This is a genomic window from Chryseobacterium sp., assembly GCF_041914225.1.
GTDB lineage: Bacteria > Bacteroidota > Bacteroidia > Flavobacteriales > Weeksellaceae > Chryseobacterium.
This window is the reverse complement of record NZ_JAYSDT010000025.1, coordinates 39,723-60,500: the sequence shown is the minus strand read 5'-3', so window position 1 is coordinate 60,500 and position 20,778 is coordinate 39,723. Positions and strand designations below refer to the sequence as shown.

Annotated in this window: 21 protein-coding genes; 18 read left to right on the top strand and 3 right to left on the bottom strand. The window is 35.7% G+C overall.

Translation table 11 applies throughout. The features are described from left to right. Positions 1-694: 694 nt before the first annotated feature. From ACE3RB_RS12625 to dnaG, 3 genes are all read right to left on the bottom strand, one after another. Complete coding sequence (locus ACE3RB_RS12625) at positions 695-1,282, bottom strand: hypothetical protein (RefSeq protein WP_374464531.1); 588 nt, start codon at positions 1,280-1,282, stop codon at positions 695-697. A 570-nt stretch (positions 1,283-1,852) separates the two neighbouring features. Then, complete coding sequence (gene clpP, locus ACE3RB_RS12620) at positions 1,853-2,539, bottom strand: ATP-dependent Clp endopeptidase proteolytic subunit ClpP (RefSeq protein ID WP_002980860.1); 687 nt, start codon at positions 2,537-2,539, stop codon at positions 1,853-1,855. A 110-nt stretch (positions 2,540-2,649) separates the two neighbouring features. Next, positions 2,650-4,638 (bottom strand): DNA primase, encoded by a 1,989-nt coding sequence (gene dnaG, locus ACE3RB_RS12615; RefSeq protein WP_374464530.1) that lies wholly within the window; start codon positions 4,636-4,638, stop codon positions 2,650-2,652. Between the two features lie 179 nt (positions 4,639-4,817). Here dnaG and tsaE point away from each other — a divergent pair, with 179 nt between their 5' ends. The 18 genes from tsaE to ACE3RB_RS12525 all read left to right on the top strand — a co-directional run bounded on the left by tsaE (position 4,818) and on the right by ACE3RB_RS12525 (position 20,743). After that, the gene (gene tsaE / locus ACE3RB_RS12610; protein WP_374464529.1) at positions 4,818-5,225 is read left to right on the top strand and encodes a tRNA (adenosine(37)-N6)-threonylcarbamoyltransferase complex ATPase subunit type 1 TsaE; all 408 of its coding nucleotides are present in this window, start codon (positions 4,818-4,820) and stop codon (positions 5,223-5,225) included. 67 nt (positions 5,226-5,292) lie between these two features. Beyond that, positions 5,293-6,483 (top strand): alanine dehydrogenase, encoded by a 1,191-nt coding sequence (locus ACE3RB_RS12605; RefSeq protein WP_374464528.1) that lies wholly within the window; start codon positions 5,293-5,295, stop codon positions 6,481-6,483. Further along, on the top strand, positions 6,483-6,854 hold the full coding sequence (locus ACE3RB_RS12600; protein ID WP_332389079.1) for a hypothetical protein: 372 nt from the start codon (positions 6,483-6,485) through the stop codon (positions 6,852-6,854). Before ACE3RB_RS12605 ends, ACE3RB_RS12600 begins: the two co-directional genes overlap by 1 nt. A gap of 19 nt (positions 6,855-6,873) precedes the next feature. Then, complete coding sequence (locus tag ACE3RB_RS12595; protein WP_374464527.1) at positions 6,874-7,647, top strand: histidine kinase; 774 nt, start codon at positions 6,874-6,876, stop codon at positions 7,645-7,647. After that, the gene (locus ACE3RB_RS12590) at positions 7,622-8,329 is read left to right on the top strand and encodes a LytR/AlgR family response regulator transcription factor (RefSeq protein ID WP_374464526.1); all 708 of its coding nucleotides are present in this window, start codon (positions 7,622-7,624) and stop codon (positions 8,327-8,329) included. The genes ACE3RB_RS12595 and ACE3RB_RS12590 overlap by 26 nt, the downstream gene beginning before the upstream one ends. A gap of 111 nt (positions 8,330-8,440) precedes the next feature. Continuing rightward, positions 8,441-8,830 carry a hypothetical protein gene (locus ACE3RB_RS12585; RefSeq protein WP_374464525.1) on the top strand — a complete coding sequence of 130 codons (390 nt, stop codon included), beginning with the start codon at positions 8,441-8,443 and terminating at the stop codon, positions 8,828-8,830. A gap of 95 nt (positions 8,831-8,925) precedes the next feature. Beyond that, positions 8,926-11,205 carry a cation:proton antiporter gene (locus tag ACE3RB_RS12580; RefSeq protein WP_374464524.1) on the top strand — a complete coding sequence of 760 codons (2,280 nt, stop codon included), beginning with the start codon at positions 8,926-8,928 and terminating at the stop codon, positions 11,203-11,205. An 84-nt stretch (positions 11,206-11,289) separates the two neighbouring features. Continuing rightward, entirely contained in the window at positions 11,290-11,808 is a 519-nt protein-coding gene (locus ACE3RB_RS12575; RefSeq protein WP_374464523.1) for a hypothetical protein, read from the top strand. 35 nt (positions 11,809-11,843) lie between these two features. Continuing rightward, on the top strand, positions 11,844-12,371 hold the full coding sequence (locus ACE3RB_RS12570) for a hypothetical protein (protein ID WP_374464522.1): 528 nt from the start codon (positions 11,844-11,846) through the stop codon (positions 12,369-12,371). Positions 12,372-12,746: 375 nt separating this feature from the next. Further along, the gene (locus tag ACE3RB_RS12565) at positions 12,747-13,304 is read left to right on the top strand and encodes a LysM peptidoglycan-binding domain-containing protein (protein ID WP_374464521.1); all 558 of its coding nucleotides are present in this window, start codon (positions 12,747-12,749) and stop codon (positions 13,302-13,304) included. Then, entirely contained in the window at positions 13,249-13,770 is a 522-nt protein-coding gene (locus tag ACE3RB_RS12560) for a hypothetical protein (RefSeq protein WP_374464520.1), read from the top strand. Before ACE3RB_RS12565 ends, ACE3RB_RS12560 begins: the two co-directional genes overlap by 56 nt. Before the next feature lies 1 nt (position 13,771). Next, a complete protein-coding gene (locus tag ACE3RB_RS12555) occupies positions 13,772-14,623 on the top strand; it encodes a PAAR-like protein (protein WP_374464519.1) in 852 nt (283 codons plus the stop codon). Positions 14,624-14,626: 3 nt separating this feature from the next. Beyond that, positions 14,627-17,305 (top strand): hypothetical protein, encoded by a 2,679-nt coding sequence (locus ACE3RB_RS12550; protein WP_374464518.1) that lies wholly within the window; start codon positions 14,627-14,629, stop codon positions 17,303-17,305. 79 nt (positions 17,306-17,384) lie between these two features. Beyond that, complete coding sequence (locus ACE3RB_RS12545) at positions 17,385-18,239, top strand: hypothetical protein (protein ID WP_374464517.1); 855 nt, start codon at positions 17,385-17,387, stop codon at positions 18,237-18,239. After that, positions 18,236-18,418 (top strand): SH3 domain-containing protein, encoded by a 183-nt coding sequence (locus ACE3RB_RS12540; RefSeq protein ID WP_374464533.1) that lies wholly within the window; start codon positions 18,236-18,238, stop codon positions 18,416-18,418. Before ACE3RB_RS12545 ends, ACE3RB_RS12540 begins: the two co-directional genes overlap by 4 nt. 13 nt (positions 18,419-18,431) lie before the next feature. Continuing rightward, positions 18,432-19,067: a hypothetical protein gene (locus ACE3RB_RS12535; protein WP_374464516.1), complete on the top strand. Its 636-nt coding sequence runs from the start codon at positions 18,432-18,434 to the stop codon at positions 19,065-19,067. Positions 19,068-19,092: 25 nt separating this feature from the next. Further along, the gene (locus ACE3RB_RS12530) at positions 19,093-19,578 is read left to right on the top strand and encodes a hypothetical protein (protein WP_374464515.1); all 486 of its coding nucleotides are present in this window, start codon (positions 19,093-19,095) and stop codon (positions 19,576-19,578) included. A gap of 322 nt (positions 19,579-19,900) precedes the next feature. After that, the gene (locus tag ACE3RB_RS12525) at positions 19,901-20,743 is read left to right on the top strand and encodes a prephenate dehydrogenase (RefSeq protein WP_374464514.1); all 843 of its coding nucleotides are present in this window, start codon (positions 19,901-19,903) and stop codon (positions 20,741-20,743) included. The last annotated feature ends 35 nt before the right edge of the window (positions 20,744-20,778 follow it).

Genomic DNA, 20,778 nt, shown 5'->3' with positions numbered 1-20,778 from the left:
CGACAGTTCCTATAAGAGAAGGTACAAAAACCAATTTAGAAGACACTAAAGATTACTTCAAAAGCTTTTACGCCAACGAGAAGGAAAAAGAAATTGAAACTGTCAGATCAAGTAGTGGCTATTACAGATTAACGGAATATCAGTTTATTTTTTGATCTTTTTGCATGTTTTTATTGTCTCTATAATTTGTATAACTATAGTTTTTGTGTATAATACTTAAGTAAATTTGTACTTATCCAAGCTCCGATTACCATTTCTACCCAAGATAGTGGTAGGGTATAAGCCAATAGAGAAAGTTTGGATAAATTCATGTTTGCTAACGCTATCCAAAACAATAAAAAAAATGTAATCCAACAAATTGTAGAACTAACAAATATAGTTCTTTTGGTTTTGCCAAAATATTGACTGCAAATCCACACTATATACACAAGTACAATTGTTAGAATAGTATCCCAAATCCCCCAAATTAAAAATCTGATCCAGTTCACTGGAATTACATTTGGGATTAACGATAGATATTGTTTCATTTCAGGTAAAACAACTATAAAAAAACGAAAAACTTCTGAAATATTTACCCAGACACTGGTAATCAGTACAATGAATAAAAATTTTGGAGGAAAAATTGACATCAATATTTTTTTGAATTTAATAAATAAGTCTAAGAAAGGATGTTTGCCTTTATGAAACTTTGCTATTAATGAACTTGAAATTTCAAGACAGTTTGGAATTGCTCTTTTGAAACCGTTCTTATATCTTTTATGTAGGATTCTTTATGATAATTATATAATTTTTTAAGACCAAGTTGATGGGTAAATTGTTCCATAATATCAAATGTTGTCTGTTCCTCAGTATATGGACCTATGTGAAGCATTTTAATACTTTTGTTTTCATCTATCAATTTAAGGTTTGTTTCTTTTAAATACTCATAATAGTCTTTATTTTTGGATTCTTCCAATAATTTACTTTTCACTTCATTAAATAAATCATCTTCTAAGTTTTCAGGCTGCAATAACATAAAGTTACCTATTATATTGTTGTGATCTTTAAATCCTATTTTAGGATCTGATAAACTCCATTCTCCTTCTAATGGAGGAAGTTCATAAATAACACCTTTATCTTTTAATTTACTTTGAATAATTTCACTTAATTTATAAAGCCCCTGAATTGCAATAAAAGCTTCTGTACTTTCTGCCGTAACCTTTTTATCAACAACAATATATTTCATTGGCTTTAAGGTAATAACTTCTGGAGTTAATTTTGCATTAAACAATAGTTCATTCATATTTGTATTTGTATTTGTATTTGTATTTGTATTTGTATGTGAATCACCGAATTTGGTTTGACTATAGCCGAAATTAAATATTAAAATAGTGAAAAAAAATAATGCTCTTATAAACATATAATCATAGGTTGGGTTGATGGTTGTATTTTCAAATATATAATAAATTTTTTGAAAATAAAAAAAACAGTAAACTGTGTTAAATTTGAAATTATGATAACTATCAAAAAAAACTCTACTGCCCCCATTGTCTGAGTTCAAACGTAGTAAAAAATGGTTTTAAAAAAACCTGGGATTCAAAATTATTTTTGTCCTTTTTCTTCTTCGGTATGGCTCTCTAGAAGACCTTCTCTAATCTCCTATTAATAACTCTCGAACAAAATTAACTAACAGTTTTTTGAGTAATTGACACAAATATTGACACTTATTATTTGTAAAATAATTTAGAATTTTGATTTTCAGTATTTTAAATAAATTCTATATAGTGCCGTAGGAATCTAAACTTAAAACATAATCCAAAAAAAAGCCGCACCAGACTAGACTGATACGGCTTTTTATGATTTTAAAAATCAATTATTTTTTCTCTGTAGATCTTTGTAAAACCTCATCTACCATTCCATAGCCTTTAGCTTCTTCAGAAGTCATCCAGTAATCTCTGTCAGAAGATTTTTCTACCCACTCATAGGTTTGTCCTGAATGATGAGCGATGATCTCATAAAGCTCCTGCTTCAATTTCAGCATTTCTCTTAAGTTGATCTCCATGTCAGAAGCAACCCCCTGGGCACCTCCTGAAGGCTGGTGAATCATTACTCTTGAGTGCTTAAGTGCAGAACGCTTTCCTTTTTCTCCTGCTACCAGTAATACAGCCCCCATTGAAGCTGCCATACCTGTACAGATGGTCGCTACATCCGGTTTGATGATCTGCATTGTATCATAAATACCTAAACCTGCATAAACACTACCACCAGGAGAATTGATATAAATCTGAATATCTTTTGATGGGTCAGCACTTTCCAGGAATAAAAGCTGAGCCGTAACGATGTTGGCTACCTGATCATCAATGCCTGTTCCCAGGAAGATAATTCTGTCCATCATCAGACGGGAAAAAACGTCCATCTGAGCAACGTTTAATCTTCTTTCTTCCATGATGTACGGAGTAAGATTCGTTGGTCCATACATTCCCATATACTGATCGGTTACCAAACCGCTGTTTCCTAAATGTTTTACAGAGAAGTCTCTGAATTCCTTTTTAATGTCCATATTTCTATTATGTATTATTTTTAAATATTCTCAAAGTTTAAATTACAATATTTATTCCTAAAATTTTATAGGACTTTTTGTCACAGACTTTCAAAAAAATCTGACTTAAACTATCTCTTTCTATCTACATAAATTCCTTTGATAGGTGAATATTCTATGATATTACTCAGCCGGATGGAAGCCTGCTTCAGCAAAGTGATCTTTTTGATCAGCTCGTAATACTTTATTTCATCCGTATTGCTGTACTGATCAAGCTCTTTGGCTGTTTCCTTGATCAGATAATCAATATATCTGTATTTATGCAATAAAATATCCCCTTTGATCTGATCTGCCACTTTATCTCCGTAATTGGGAGGATAAATATTTCTGGAAGCCCAGTTTTCAAGCTCATCCAGCGGAATCAGAGCATCCACAACTTTCGTGGTAATCTCTTCATCCATAAAAGATACAAAAAAGTTTCCACTTCTCAGCTCATCCTTTTGAATTCCTTCCCTCACCTGGTTGATAATGATCTCATTTTCTTTGACTAAAAATGTATACTGCTCTTCTTCAAAATGGTGAAGAATTTCTTCAATAACGGTAATCTGGTATTCCTCATTCTGCTCATTTCTCCTTTTCAGGATAATGTCTCCGAACATCAGCATATGATCCACCAACTTATTCTCCATGAATAAGACATCATATAGAAAAGGATCTTCTTTTTCCTGATCCAAAGGAACAATCTCCATCTTCGGAACTGCTGCTTTTTCCTTTTGCTGCTGCTGAACATGATGTGTCTGATTCTGCGTGATCTGCTTCTGAACATCCAGTTCATTGAAAAGACTCTGTTCGGAAAGTCCGAATTTATTGGAAACCTCTTTCAGATAAACCTCTCTTTTCAGGGCATTCTGTACAAATGAGACAGATTTTACGATATCCCTTATCGCTTCAGCCTTTTTGATAGGATCATTTCCTATATCCTTTAAGAGAATTTCCGCCTTAAAGTCGATGAAATCCATCGCTTCATTTTCGATATACTTTTCAACGTACTCCTGCGGATGTTTTCTGGCAAATGAATCCGGGTCATCTCCATCTGGTAAAAGCAGAACGCGGATATTCATTCCCTCAGTCAGTAACATGTCAATACTTCGGAAACTGGCTTTGATACCGGCATTATCACCGTCAAAAAGAATCGTTACATTTTCCGTAAGTCTCTTAATGAGCTTAATCTGTTCTGTTGTCAAAGACGTTCCGGAACTTGCCACAACATTTTCAATTCCTGACATATGAAGTGAAATCACATCCATATATCCCTCCACCAAAAGACAGGCATTCTTCCTTGAAATGGCCTGCTTGCTCTGGTTTAATCCATAAAGGACATTAGATTTATGGTAGATCTCCGTTTCCGGTGAATTGAGATATTTCGCTGTTTTGACATTATTTTTAAGGATCCTTGCCCCAAATCCTAATACTCTGCCGGAAAAACTGTGAATCGGGAAAATTACCCTTTCCCTGAAACGGTCTACCCCTGCAGGAGTATTTTCCGGAAAAATAGAAAGTCCGGACTTTTCAAGAATTTCTTTAGTGTATCCCTTTTCCAGTGCATATGCCGTAAAAGCATTCTTTTTCTCAGGAGAATATCCGAGCTGGAATTTTTTAATAATGTCATCCCGGAGTTCTCTCTCTTTAAAGTAAGAAAGCCCTATACTCCTGCCTTCCTGATCATCCCAAAGAATTACCTGAAAGTAAGTATTGGCAACTTCGTGGATTTTATACAGCAGATCTTTTTCTGTCTGAGCATTTTTTGCTTCCTCAGAAATATCACGCTGATCTTCTTCAATTTCAATTCCGTATTTTTTGGCAGCGTGGCGGAGTGCCTCAGGATACGTAAAGTTTTCAATTTCCATCAGGAAAGAGATGGCCGTTCCTCCTTTTCCTGTAGAGAAATCTTTCCAGATCTGCTTACTCGCAGAAACTACAAAACTGGGTGTTTTCTCATCGTGAAACGGACTGAGTCCTTTGTAGTTAGACCCTGCCCTTTTCAACTGCACATACTCACCCACAATCTCTTCAACGCGGATGGTGGAGAATATTTTATCAATGGTCTGTTTGGAAATCATGCTGTAAAATTAAGTAATTTATGGTGAAGTTGGAACAGGCTGAGAATTTCGGGATTCGAGTTTGAGAGTTTGAGAGTAAAGATGTTTGAGTGTCTGGCCTAACTTCTTGCTTCCAACTTCCAGCCTCAATTCATCTCTTAAAAGCTATAAATCATTATTTTTGCAAAACAAATCAATATATGCAGTTCACTATCAATACAATCGAAGACTGGCAGGAAGTTGTTGACAGCATCATTCCTCAATTACAACATAATATTCTTTTATTAAAGGGAAATCTGGGAGCGGGTAAAACAACATTCACACAGTTTCTGCTTAAAAATATGGGCAGCAAAGATGAAGTAAACTCCCCTACTTACTCTATTGTCAATGAATACAATACGGAAAAAGGAAAAGTATATCATTTTGACCTTTATCGTCTGAAAAACATTGAAGAAGTATATGATATTGGCATTGAAGAATATCTGGACAATTCTTTTTTATGCATTATCGAGTGGCCTGAAGTGTATGAGGAAGAGCTTTACGGGCTCAACTACCACACAATGAGCATTGTGAATACGGGTGAAAACAGAGAAATTTCATTCGATTAAATATTATGTATCTTTGCTTCTTAATTGAGTGTAAAAAACAATCTGTAAGACATAATTTAATTTAAGGATGAGTACAAATATTTTTACTCCTTTCACAGAAGAAGAATTAATGCCGAAAGAGGAAAAATTGGAGGTTATAAAAAAAGGGAAACAGTTCAGTATTGGAATTCCTAAAGAAACCTGTCTCAACGAAAGGAGAACCTGCATTACTCCCGACGCCGTACAGGTGCTGGTAGAGCATGGCCATGAGATCATTATAGAAGCAGGGGCCGGACAGGGTTCGTTTTTTACAGATTTACAATACTCTGAATCTGGAGCGAAAATCACCAATGATCCCAAAGAAGCTTTCGGGCAGGATCTTATCCTGAAGGTAAATCCTCCCACAGAGGAAGAAATTGAGTACATGAAACCCAATACGTATCTGGTTTCGGCACTTCAGATCAATCTCAGGGATAAGGAATATTTCTTAAAGCTTGCAGAGAAGAAAATAAATGCTATTGCCTTCGAATTTATCGTTGATGAATACAAGCAGCTGGCTTTGGTAAGATTAGTCGGTGAAATTGCAGGAACCGTTTCTATTTTATACGCTTCCGAATTATTAGCCTTATCCAATGGTTTAATGCTTGGGGGAATTACAGGAGTAAGGCCTGCAGAAGTAGTAGTTCTCGGAGCCGGAATTGTTGGCGAGTTTGCGACAAAGGCAGCCATTGGTTTAGGAGCCAGCGTAAAGGTTTTCGACAACTCTTTATCAAAACTGAGAAGACTTCACACCATTGTTGACAGCCGTGTACCGACTTCCATTATTGACCCTAAAGAACTCAGCAAAAGTTTAAGACGTGCTGACGTAGTAATCGGAGCACTACCAAGACTGAATATGACACCTATCGTTACTGAAGATATGGTCATGAAAATGAAAAAAGGAAGTGTGATCATCGATATCACCATAGATAACGGTAAAGTGATTGAAACTTCAGAGCTTACCACTATGGAAGATCCTTATGTCATCAAACACGGTGTCATCCACTGTGGACTTCCGAACCTTACCTCAAGAATGCCGAGAACCACCACCAAGGCGATCTCAAACTTCTTCCTTTCCTATATTTTAAACTATGACGAAGAGGGCGGCTTTGAAAACATGCTGATCCGCAAAAACGAAATGAAGCAGAGCTTATATATGTACAAAGGAAGACATACGAAGAAGATCATCTGCGACCGTTTCGGGCTTACCTACCACGATATCAATCTTTTAATTTTCTAATGAAGAAACTGAAATTTTATGCAATAGGCTTCGTTCCGGGGCTTTTGATTGTATTTTTTATTTTAAACAAGAAAGGAGCAAGCTGCAGCGGCTATTTACCCAACAGCCGTGTGATTGCAGAAACACTTTCCAAGGAATTCAAATATTCTGATGAGGCTAAAAATGCCATGACAACCTACAAGATTGATGAAAAATTTATAAAAGACAGTATCATTACCAACGGAAAAGTGGATTTTGACCGCAGCCATGCTCAGAAAAAACCATGTCCCGACTATCTTTTAACCTACCCTGAAAAAAATCCGTCTTACGAGATCACTTTTGAAAAATGTGAAGAAAGTGTGACCGTAAACGGTCTTAAGAAACTTAAATAGTTTTTCATAATCCTACGCTATGGAAGGCAATTACTACATGATTCATGATTATCTGATATTCATCGGAGTTTTTGCCATTTTCCTGTTTCTGACAACGAGTATTTATCTCTTCAGCCAGAACCACAAACTGAAACAGAGAAATACCAAATTATCAGAAACCAATAAACTTATTGAACAACGTCTGAATGAAGTCCGTCTGGAACACATTGGTACTAAGCTGAACCCGCATTTGTTTAAAAACATTCTCAATTCGGTTCAGTCACATGCCTATCAGACGTATATGTCACTGGATAAGCTGGCCAATGTGCTGGATTATATTTTATACGAAAGCAACAACAAGTTTGTCAGTCCTAAAGAAGAGCTCAATTTTGCTTTAAGCCTTATTGAGATTAATAAAATCAAGATCAATCCCCTCTTCGATTTCAGAATCAAATCCAGGATCAACAAGACCGATTCCGTGTATGAAGAAAAGGTATTTGCCCCGCTGATTTCTGTAGATCTTATTGAAAACGCTTTCAAACATACGGATTTTCTCGCCCAGGACTCTTTTATTTCTATTTACATGGAGCTTGAAAACGGAATTTACACCATGAAAGTAAGCAATAAAGCTTCTTTAAAAAATATCCTGGAAAAAGAAAAGAGCGGTTTTGGAAGCCAGTCTTTTGATCAACGGCTTAAAATGATCTACAGCACATATTACCAGCTTGAAAGAAGCTCAAGAAACGGAGTTTTTACAGCAGAATTAAAAATCAATTTAGGAGAATTCTATGATAAAATGCGTTATTCTGGATGACGAATTACTGGCGATCAGTTATTTAAAACTTCTATGCGAGCAGATCGAAAATGTAGAAGTCGTAAAAGCGTTCAATGATCCTAAAGTTTTTCTGAATGAAATAGACAGCATCGACTGCAATCTGTGTATTCTGGATATTGAAATGCCCGGAATGACAGGCCTTCAGGTAGCTGAAATTATTTCAGGTTCCAAAAAAATCATCTTAACAGCTTATAAAGAGTACGCCGCGGAAGCTTTCGATTTAAATGTGGTGGATTACGTAAGAAAACCTATTAAAAAAGAACGGTTGATCCAGGCGTTTGAGAAAGCGAAGGAACTTGTGGAAGAGAGTCCTAAAAAAGCATTTATTGAATGGAATACCAATATTGGAAAAACCGTCATATTTACGGAACAGATTTCTTATATCAAAACCTCCGAAATAGACAGCAGAGATAAAGATATTATCCTCAGTGACGGAACCACCATTGTTTTAAAAAACCTGAATTTCAAAAATCTTCTGGAAATGCTGCCATCCAAAGATTTCGCACAGGTCAACAAAAAAGAAATTATCGCCCTGTCTTCCATCAAAGTATTTTCAACCAACGAAATTATTACAACCATTCCTTCGGAAGACCATACTTTTCTGAAACTCCAGATTGGAGATGCCTACAAAAATTCTCTGATGGAGCGATTTGGAAAATAAACATTTCTTCAGATATTCTCTGTTTCGTTACAGAATATCCTCACTTCATTACAGCTCACCTTTTTCAATATACAATCCGGTTACTTTTGCAGAGAATTAACTGATTTTATAATGAAAAACTGTTTCTATGCTGCAGGAATCCTCATATCCGGATTGTGTTTTTCCCAAGAGACTTCTTCAAAAGTTAAGGCTTCTTTTTTTGACGGAATAGCCACTGCCGGATATGTAGACCATGGTGCGTTTATCAACTTCACAGGCCCGAATCTGAACTTTACCTACAAAAATGCAAAATTTATACTGGGAATGCTTCCTTCACTAAGAATTAAAGAAGACAGATCTTCCGGAACTAAAAACAGCCCCATTATGCCGACTCTGGGAGCCGGTCTGACAATGGTTTATAAAAAGATTGCCGTTCAGATCCCTGCTTACTATAATTCAAAAACGGCAGATCAGAATGGCAGCTGGAAAATAGGAATTGGGCTTGGCTGCTCTTTCAGATAGATTTTATTACATTTTTTGGAACATTCATTACATTTTAAAAAAAAGAGTATTTAACATAACTATATTCTTATGAACTTTGCATTAAAATTGGAATCATGAATTTGGGGAAATACAAAAATTTAATTTTCTACATTACGACCATCGCAGTCTTTTCCGGACTGATGTATTACTTCATTATCGAAGGACAGACACTGGAGGTAAAAGAAAATATCGTTGCCAGCACCAGCAGTGGCTCTACCTGGGAAAATTTCCTGGAATCATTTAAGACCAATCTCCACCATCCGCTTGCCTTATTACTGGCACAAATTGTCACCATTATTATGACCGCAAGGCTTTTCGGATGGATTTGTATGAAAATAAAACAGCCTACTGTAATCGGGGAAATGATTGCAGGGATTGTACTGGGGCCGTCACTTGTCGGAATGTACTTTCCCGAATTTTCAGCATTTCTTTTCCCGAAAGAATCTTTAGGCAACCTGCAGTTTCTGAGTCAGATAGGTCTTATTCTTTTCATGTATATTGTAGGAATGGAACTGGACCTGAGCGTATTAAGAAAAAAAGCTCATGATGCCGTGGTCATCAGCCATGCCAGTATCATTATTCCTTTTGCACTGGGAATAGGGCTTTCCTATTTTGTGTACCAGGAGTTTGCCCCGGACGGTATTCAGTTTACTTCTTTTGCATTATTCATAGCCATTTCTATGAGTATTACTGCATTTCCGGTTTTGGCAAGAATTGTACAGGAAAGAAACCTTCAGAAAACCAAACTGGGAACCATTGTTATTACTTGTGCTGCCGCAGATGACATTACGGCATGGTGCATTCTTGCGGCCGTGATTGCGATTGTAAAAGCAGGGTCTTTCGCCAGCTCTATTTACGTGATTATCATGGCCATTGCTTATGTATTTCTGATGATTAAAATTGTAAGACCTTTCCTGAAAAGGGTTGGAGACCTCCAGGCAGGAAAAAATACGATCAGTAAACCAATGGTGGCTATTTTCTTCCTGACGCTGATCTTATCTGCATATGCTACTGAGGTAATCGGTATTCACGCTTTATTCGGGGCTTTTATGGCAGGAGCTATTATGCCGGAAAATGCAAAGTTCCGTACCCTTTTTATTGATAAAGTAGAAGATGTGGCCTTAGTACTTCTTCTGCCGTTATTCTTTGTATTTACAGGACTTCGTACACAGATCGGCCTGCTCAATGACAGCCATCTGTGGATGACCGCAGGATTTATTATTCTGACCGCCGTTCTCGGAAAATTTGCAGGAAGTGCCCTTACAGCAAGGTTTGTAGGTATCAACTGGAAAGAAAGCTTAACCATCGGAGCCCTGATGAATACAAGAGGTCTTATGGAACTTATTGTACTCAACATTGGATATGATCTTGGTGTTTTAAGTCCTGAAATATTTGCTATGCTTGTGATCATGGCGCTTTTTACAACTTTTATGACAGGGCCTGCTCTTAACTTTATTAATTTCATTTTTAAATCTAAAAAAAATCAGGACGAACCTATTCAGGATAATGATTCCAAATACCGTGTGCTGCTCTCATTTGATAAGCCGGAATCAGGAAGTACCCTTTTAAAACTTGCCCATAACTTTACCCATAAAATGAATGGCAATAAAAGCATCACAGCCATGAACATCGCACCGGTAGATGAGATGCATGCCTATGATAGTAACGAATATGAAAATTCACAGTTCCAGAATGTAATTGAAACCTCTCACGATCTTAATCTGGAAGTTACCACCCTCTTTAAAGCGTCTACTGATATTGAAAGTGATCTTACCAGCATTACCAATAAAGGACACTATGATCTTCTGCTGATCATGCTTGGTAAATCTATGTATGAAGGCAGTTTATTAGGAAGATTATTAGGTTTTACAACCAAAATTATTAATCCTGAAAAACTGCTGAACACGGTAAAAGGTAAAGGAAATATATTCAATAATTCTCCTTTTGACGATTTTACCCTTCAGATTCTCGACAAAACCAATATTCCTGTGGGAGTTCTGGTGGAAAAAGATTTTAAAGCAGCAGACAAAGTATTTGTCCCGATCTTCAATCTGAGTGATTTTTATCTTCTGGAATATGCCAAAAGGCTTATCAATAACAATAACTCCCAGATTATCATTCTGGATGCTGCAGGACAGATCAGAAATAATATTGAAGTAAAAGAACTGATCAGAAGTATAGAACAGGTGGCTCCCAATCATATCACGTTGTACAATGAGAAAAAGATTGAGAAAGAATTCCTGAATTCCCAGGACCTGATGCTGATCAGCAGTAAAAGCTGGAAAAACCTGATCGATACAAAGAGTCTTTGGCTTTCTGATATCCCATCTACATTAATAATTTCAAACCCTTAGACCAAAATAACACACCGATATTTCTATTTCTACCGGAAGCTGTAAATATTATTCGTTGACTGTAAAGAAAAAACGGGTATATTTATGGCTTCAATTTTTTGGGACATGCTGATTAACAGTGAAAATGGAGTTATAGAGCTGGAAGCCTTTGCTACCAGTCTTTATAAAGGAATGAGCCTTGATCAGCTGAAACAGTCTGATTTTTATAGAGAAAAGTATCATGATGTGTGGGATGTCAAAACCGGATATTTCTGGTATTATTTTAAGCCTATAGAAATACAGGGTTATCAGATATCTTTCAGTCTGTGCTTTTTTGAAAATCAGCTGGACACTATCCATATGAACACATGGGAAAATGGTGATGCCAAAGACTGGAGTGAATGGACGGAGGAAAAAGAAATGAATGTCTTTCACAGGAACAACACTTTTCTTACAAAGGTTCTGAATAGGTCTCCAACCCAAAAAAAGAAAAAACCTTACCCGAGCTGCACCTTCAAGTTTCCCTGGGGAAATGTATGGTCGGTCTACGATCCGCGAAGTGCCGGCAGCTTTATGGGAATCAATTTTAATGAAGAAGAAAAAACAAATAAAAATAACTTATAACCAAAGATTAAGATTGTAATATGTGCCGATATGCCATGATGGTTTACAAAGGTCATTATGCCTGTTTCAACTGCCGGAAAACATTCAAACGCCGCCACCTTAAAGATGTGGACCGGGACGCTCAGGTTTCGGTGGAAGCCAAATGTCCCGAATGTGGAAATCTGATGGCTAATATGGGACTCGACTTCAAATCACCACCTAAAAATGATGATAAGCAATGGACCCATATCCAGGATTTGTATACCGTCGGAATTACTTTTCATTCGTTTGGATGCTCCGGACCCGGTTATATACCGCAGGACCGGAAAGCAATTATTGAATATCTGGAAAAAATCCGCTCAGAATATATGAAATCTCTGGTATTCTGGAGATACCGTATTGAGCCTGAAACAAAAAAAGAACGGGAACTGGATTATCAGAAAAACAGCAGTCATTTATGGGCTGTCAACCGTAATGCGTTTAAGGAAACTGTCACGAATCAGGAAGGAATCAACTATTGGCTCAAAAGAATCAATGAGGTTGAGGAAAGATTGAATATTATCAAGGCTGATAAAACAAAATAATCAGTATTACTCTCTTATTTTCAGAAGTTTATAAATATTCTTTAAAACACAGATCATTCAACTGCTCGATATTTAGATTTCTGCGGAATGGCACAATTGGAATGTTTGTCTTACCCATACAGTTTGTCATTCCGCAGGAATCCAGTCTGCATTGCATTAAAAATACACCAGAAGGTCATAATTCTGCCAAAAACCTTAACTGAAGGCAACATTCCCTTTACTGGTGAGGTGGCGAAAATTCTTTGAATTTTCGCCCGGCGGCTTTCTTTGCTTCATCAATTCATGTCGTAATTCTACTACAATTTTTAAAATTTAACCCCAAAAATTAATTTCAAATACAGTTTTTTAATAGCTTTATAGGATAATTCACTTTGGATGGAAATTGATTTCTTACAATATCAGGTACGGAATGGAGATACGCTGACCTCTATCGCTTCCCGGCTAGGCATGACCGGTGAGGAACTGAAGCTGTTTCATAATTCGCATTGTGAAAAAATGGACAGGATTTGGTTTGAAAACCTTAATAAAGTGAAGACTATCTTTGTTCCTGTATATTATAAAACAGAAGCACAGAAAGAGCAGGAAAGAAAAAACATTCTTCCGTCACACCTCTCCCCTTCCTTCTTTGCCACAACATACACTGTTAATGAAAGCATTGAAAGTCCGTTTGAAGATCCGGTTAACATCACTTACACCATTGATCTTAATCTCCGCAAAGACAGAAAAACAGGACAATATATTGTAAGTTATGCCCAAAAAGATTTTACGTCTGCTGGAAATACGCCTGATGATAAAGTAAGCAATCTTTCCATTGCCTGCATGAAAAGTATTATGTCCCTTGAATTTATTATGAATGAAAAAGGCAAAATCACAGGGTTTGCAGATCATAAAAAAATCACTGACACTTTCATCCATCAGCGTAAAAGATCTTGAAGAGTTCTATGTAGGGGAAGTCTCTCAAAATTATATGAACATTTTTGAGAGAAATATTAAAGATGAATCATTTTTATTACAGCAGTTTCAGAGCACACTCCTGTTTCAGACACTGTTTCCTAAAATAGACTGGTTTCAGAAGAAAACAAAGTGGAAAGAACCGTTTTATTTTTTACAGAATTCTTTTCCCGTACAATGTGAAATCAATATCGGACAGAAAAATGGGGGAGAAAACACTGTCTTAACCATTTTAAATGGCAAAATCAGTGAATTATGCACTTCACAGGAGATCTTACGTGGAATTAATCTTAAAGAAAAGACATCGGAACCTGCCTCAGGCAATATTGTATTAGAATACACCACCAACATAAAAAATAAAAATCTTCTTCAGGCAAAAGCTTCGGTTTCACTGAGCCCTGAAGAGGCTTTGATACACCAACACCGTATCAACATAACACAAGGATAATATGAAAAATTATGTCATACAAAAAGGCGATACGTTCAGTTCGCTCACCAGGCAGTTTAAGCTGAAAGATGAAGGTATTTTAAAAACCTACCACAATCTTCACTGCCCGCCGGAAGATGTTATGCAGGAACCTGTTCCCGGAAAAACGATTATAATTCCGGAAGATCCACAGCTTATGGCTGAAGAAACAGAACTTCAAAATAACTCCTCATTATCCGGAGAAGAGTCTACAGAAAATATCAGTTCCGGGGAAGAAAGTTCGGAAGGAGAACAACCTCAGAATGAAGAGCAGCTATCTAAAAAGGCTGAACCATCCAATAAAGAACAAAAAAAGGAAGATCATAAGGAAGACAGTGGTTCTACCCCTCATGAAGGAAAATATTTCGTTGTACAGAAAGGAACTGTACAATGTAATCAGGGATTTAAATTTCCAAAATTTAAGGTAACAAGTCATCAGAAGCATTACTGGAATGATGAAGAAGGAAACGCTGATTATCTTGCCGTAACTGAAGATGACCTTCAGCTCGATCCGGCAGCACAACCGTTCGGACAATGTAAGCTTAAACCGACTTCAGGAGGCTATCTTCCCTGTGCTTACGCTCCTGCCGGAAAATGGCAGAAAACCTATGAAAAGGTAAAAGTCATGGGAAAAAGCTGTCTTACGGAAATTTCAGAACTGATGTGCAGCACGGGAGGGAAAATTACCATTCTCAAGCACGGACAGCAAAGTGAAACGGGCAAAAGCCATGTAGCCAAAGCGAATACACAGGAACAGCAGGTTTATAACCCCGTTGTAGATTTTGATGAATTCAAGGAAGATACAAAAGGAGCAGACGAACTTTATTACAGCTAAGCCATGACAGGAACTATTATCGGAAATCAGAATCCTTTGGAAGGAACAACATATTCCTACGAAGTAAAACCTTCCCTTCTCTCATTCGGACTGAAAGGTGAATATGAATGGTATCTTTACAAGAAACAGAAAAACGGAACCTGGAAAGACATCACCGGAAAGCCTAAAAGCGGTGAAAAGGTAACTTACCGGTTTGGAGAAATAGCTGTAGGAATAGAGTTTCAAATGAAAGTCTATGAGATTAAAAAAGGTATTTTACCAGGACTTCCTGCTAACAAGGAATTAGCAGGCACTCTTATCCTTATTCCGACCAGCAATAAAGTTTCAAAAATAGATAAAGTAGTGCTCTTCAACCGGGGAGCAGCTAACGTCAATAAAGCCAGTTATCGCGATACTCTTATTGCCCAGGCTCATTGTATTGGCATGTTTAATAAGGAGATCGAATTCCATCTCTGGGAAGATGATGCGCCGGGAAAAGGCCACGATCCTGTCATTAATAAAAACAACCGTCATACCCGCAGCTACAAAGCTCTGGTTAATGCAAAGGGTATTGCAGAAGTACAAATTCCCCTGATGTCTGATGAAAAAATCCTTCGCCAGATGGCCAATCAGTTTATGATGAAAGGTGACAAAAATGAAGGAGCCAATCATGAGTATTATGTTACGGCAAGCTATTCAGGTCAAATTCAGGGAACAAGCCAGGTCAACGTAGATGTAGCTAATCCGGATTATAAGGGACAATCTCAAAATCAAACTAAACCGCAGCCTCAAGGAAATACTCCAAAGTTCACACCAGGACAAAAAGCTCCCAAACAGCCGGATCCTAAAGGCAATATTATAGAAGCTGTTTTCATTGATGATAAAGGAAATGAACTTTCCAAAGTTGCAGTAGGAGATAAAGTAAGGGTAAGAATCCACTCCAAAAATATGGTGGGAAAACATATTCAGTATGTGATCTGGGAATATGATACCACCTCCAATGATGAAGTTTACAGAAGTGGAAACATTAAAATTCCTGCCGATGTATGTGACACATCAGGGTTTGTCATTACAAAAGCTATTTTTGAAAAAGGAATAGACTCCCCTGTCGGCGATCCGGATTCGGATAAACAAAACTATTTTATTGAAATTATTTCCAAGGATCTTTCTGCGGAATCTCAGAAATTTGGGATAAATCCGGAAGGTTTGGTGCAGGTGGAGAAATTGAAGAGTGCGGCGGTGGTGCAGAAGCAAGATCCAAAGCCGGAAAATGGAAAATGTCCGAATTGTGATAAACCCGTAACTGCAGATGACTTAAAGACCATCTTCCCTAATGCTACGGAAGCCAACAGAAAAATTGTTGCCGATACATATACCAAATACATGAAGGATTTGGGAATGAATACCTGTTGGAATAAGGCTCACTTTTTTGCACAAGCAAAAATAGAATCAGGAGATGCGTTATCACTAAAAGAAGGAGAAGGCTTCAATTATTATTGGGAATCTTTAATTGCTACATTTGGTGCATTTAAGACTAAAGAAGGTAGAGAAAAAGCAAAACTTTGGGGACGAGCAATAAGAGATAGAAGAGATCCTAAAGCAGTTGATGTTCCAAGAGAAACACAAATAAAAATTGCAAATTACGCATATTCTCCTCCTGCATCAAAGGCTAAAGAACTAGAAAACACAGAACCTAATGATGGTTGGAATTATAGAGGTAGAGGTTTAATACAGGTTACAGGAAAAGGATTTTATAAGTACTGTAATCCTTATACATTAAAATATAACAATGTTGACGTTATTAAAAATCCTGATGCAATTGGACAAAGTATAGATTTAGCAGTATCAAGTGGAATGATTTTTTTCAAATGGAAAAGTATCAATATGTTGGCTAATACTACAAAAGATGTAAAAGGCAAGATATGCCCTTTAGTAGGAAAAAATGCCGATAAAACAATTGGAAATAAAAAATCTACAAATTACGACGAAAAACAAAAAGCATTTACTAACATTACATCATTAGTTTTCAAAATTGATTCCTGTAAATTTGGTAAAGGAGATGAACCTAAAAAACAAAAAGGAAAGTATGCAACATATGATTCAAAATACACAGCTGATGACACAACGATTTACATTGATGTAATAGTACCAAGTGATAGAAAAAAAGAAGGGCTTCTTGTCTTCTTCGACAATACTGGTATACTACATAAATGCTATGTTTTAGGTTTAGGAACTGGTGGAGAAGATAGATATACTAATGGTGGATATGGAAACGTTCCTAATGGATTATGGAAAACAAAACAAGAGTTGAATGAACCTAATGCCAATGGTCAGCCTTATCCTAACTCAGGTGTTTCCTTTGGAAATCATGGAACAATTCGTTTAAGTCCAAAAGCAGGAGATGCGCTAAATGCTTCTAAGCGCTCAGGAATCTTATTGCACTGTGGACATACAATCGGTGATGGAAAAAAGGGATTAACAGATAATGGCCCTCTTATGGTAACACATGGTTGCTTAAGGGTTTATAATAAAGACATGCCTATCATTCAAAAGATATATACTGAGCAAGCTAAAAAGGGCAAAACCATATATATATATGTAGAAGAAACTACTGATTTAAAAGCAATGTTTACCAATTATGGTACTGTACCAGATCCAAAAGATACAGTAATTAGAAAAAATAAAAAATATGATCCACAATAATAAAATTAGAAAAACAGTATTACTAATTGTGTCAATACTAACAATTAATTCCTGTCATTCACAAGAAAAAGAAAATACAATGGATAAAAAAGAAACTGAGATAATTGAAAGTTATTTTACCAATCAAAAATTCAAAAATACCAAGGAAAATTTTGATAAAATAAATATGGATTTACTTGGTATCAAATCTGATAAACTTCAAGACGGATATAATGATATTTTAATATTTAATGAAGCTACCAATTATCAGATATCAAAGGAGGGAAAATATATTAAAATAGGTAATGATATTCTACCTGATTTAGATAATGTTAGGGCAAGCATAAATAGTAATCAAAAACATCCTTATTTTGAGGAATTATTAACTCTGAATAAAATTATTTATCAGAATGATTTAACATCGATTTTAAGTGTAGCAACTAAAAATCCTGATCTTGCAACTGATTTAGTAGTCTTATTTAATTATGAAAAAAATGAAGCCCTTTTTAATTCTGCGGTTAAAAATATTCAAAGCTGGGATGATATTGAACAAAGTTCCAGGCTAGCATTTGTATTTTATAATAACAATACAAATTCATTTAAAATTAGAGAAAAACTATTAGAAAGTTTAAAATCCAAAGATTCTTTTCTGTATGCATTAACAACTTATCTTGCTGATAATAAAGATAATATTGTAAAAACAAATGGTATTGAACATTCTTTAATAGAAAAGGCTATTGCTTATCTTTTACAACTTGGCTTTACGGGTAAGGAAAATGTTGATATCCAATCTGACAAATCATACTTATTATTAAATAATGTCTATATTTCTCACCCAGAACTAAAGAAATCTTTTCAAAAAAATAATTATTATGGTTATACTTCCCTTGAAAAATACTCAAAAGATTATGGTCTTCTTCAGGAAGATAATCAAGAAAAAAATATTCAACAATAGTAGATCCAGACGGTTTTACTAATCTAAGAAAAGATAAAAATACAACAGCACAAATTCTTCAAAAGATTAAAACCGGAGAACAAGTAGAAGTTTTAGACCAAAACGGAGATTGGTGGTTAGTGGTTTCTAAAGAAGGTAAAAAAGGATATGTTCATAAAAGCAGGATAAAATCTGAATAAATAACTTAACCAAATGATGAAATCCGTTTTAACTTTATTACCTCTCATATCTTTCTTTTTAAGCTGTAAAGAGAATAATGTGAAGGCTATGGACACTGTTGAATCACAATATGAAACACCATACTTTGATGATGACAATATTAAAGATAAGGCTGTAATTAAGGTAAAACAAAATACAGAACTATCAAGTTTTGTATTATCCATCCACTTATCTTCATTGAACAAAACGGTTGAAATTCCCATATTAAACAATAGTATTCTATATAACAATACCGAAGCTGATTATTATTTAAGTGATCCAATTATTAATAACAAAGTCATTACCATTCGAGTAGATTATGCCGATCAAATTACAAAACCAAATATTTCCGGAGAAAGAAAGAATCTGATTGAAAAAATAAAATTTAGGTTTGATACTAAAAACAAAAAAATACAAGTTATTGGGTATGATCTAAGTTATACAAAAGCTCAAAAGAATTATTCAAAATCATTTAATTTTAGTACAGGTAAGTTTTATTCTACGTTATCCTTTGATGGCAAAAAAGAAGAATCATCAGGTTGGGCTTCAGAACTTCAAAACATATATTTAGAGAATTTGAACAGTGATTTTTTCAATAAACTTTCATTATACGGAAATGAAATTGAATAAAAAACTTATAAATAAAAGCACATTGATGAAAAACATTTTAACTTTATTAGTTCTCACATTACTTTTTTTCGGCTGTAAAGGTCAAAAAGAAAAAACTGTTTCTGCCATAAATATTGAAAACCAGTCTTCCATCAATTTTTTGGATACTAAATACCAAGAAACTGGTTTTTTCATTCCAGATACCTCCAATCCTTATCCAACCTATACCTATTCAGATAAAAAAATAGGTGTTTTCAGCGTAGATTTTATTGGAAAAACGGATGAAACTCAATATTTTTGGAATCCTAATAATTCTAAAGGTTATTATTCAAAATCTACTAACCCTGAAAATGATGCCCAAAATTCAAAAGCGATAAAAAATCTTATTAAAGAAAATGATTATTATGTAGTTGCCTCATATCTACCTGGTAAATTCATTACTTATACTGGAGGGGAAGATGGAGAATTTGAACCGAAACAAAATGCAAAAACAACATTCTATTTATATGAAGATAGAAAATGGAACAAATAGGAGAAATAGAAACTTTAAAGATTCCAGAAGATATTTTAACATTTGAAACTGATCTTGTCAAAAAATTTCAAAACTCAATTAAAAAAAATAAGTAGCCGGTCTACTCCTACCTTAAAAAACCAATTCATTCCATCCCTATACAATTTAGAAAAGAAAATTTCGTCTCATTAAAAAAATATTTATACCTTTGCTCTGTGATTTTTAACAACGGAACATATTATTATAGAATTTTTACCTCAGCTCTGGGATAGGGATTCTTATGAATATAATTTAAAACCTCGTCCTAAGGACGAGGTTTTTTTATTTTAAAAAATGTAAAAAGATGAAAATAAGTATTATTGGAGTGGGATTGATCGGAGGTTCGATGGCTTTGAAATTAAGAGAGAAAAACCTGGCCAGCTTCATCTACGGAATCGATAACAATACACAGCATATCAGTGATGCATTAAATCTTAAAATCATTGATGTGGGAGCAGACCTTGAAGAAGGAATTAAAAATTCGGATCTGATTATTCTTGCCATTCCTGTAGATGCTGCAAGAAAATTACTGCCAGTGGTTTTAGATCTGGTCTCAGATCAGCAAACCGTAATGGATGCAGGTTCTACAAAAGCAGGAATTGTAAATGCGGTAAAAAACCATCCGAAGCGTTCAAGATTCGTCGCGTTCCACCCGATGTGGGGAACAGAAAACAACGGTCCGAAATCCGCTATTGCAGAAAGTTTCTCCGGAAAAGCGGGTGTAATATGCAACAAAGAAGAATCTGCAGAAGATGCTTTGGCTACCGTTGAAAAAGTAGTCAATGCCCTTGATATGCATATGATCTACATGAATGCAGAGGATCACGACGTCCATACCGCTTATATTTCCCATATCTCCCATATTACGTCTTACGCCCTTGCCAATACCGTCCTTGAAAAAGAACGTGAGGAGGAAACTATTTTTCAGCTTGCCAGCTCCGGTTTTTCAAGTACCGTACGTCTTGCCAAATCTCATCCGGAAATGTGGGTTCCTATATTTAAACAAAACAAAGAAAATGTACTGGATGTACTGAACGAACATATTTCCCAGCTCAGAAAATTCAAGTCTGCACTTGAAAAAGAAAACTATGAATACCTTGAAGAGCTGATTACCAATGCCAACAGAATCAGAGGAATTTTAAGATAAGTTATTATTTACGATACTAAAAGCCTCAACAGCTT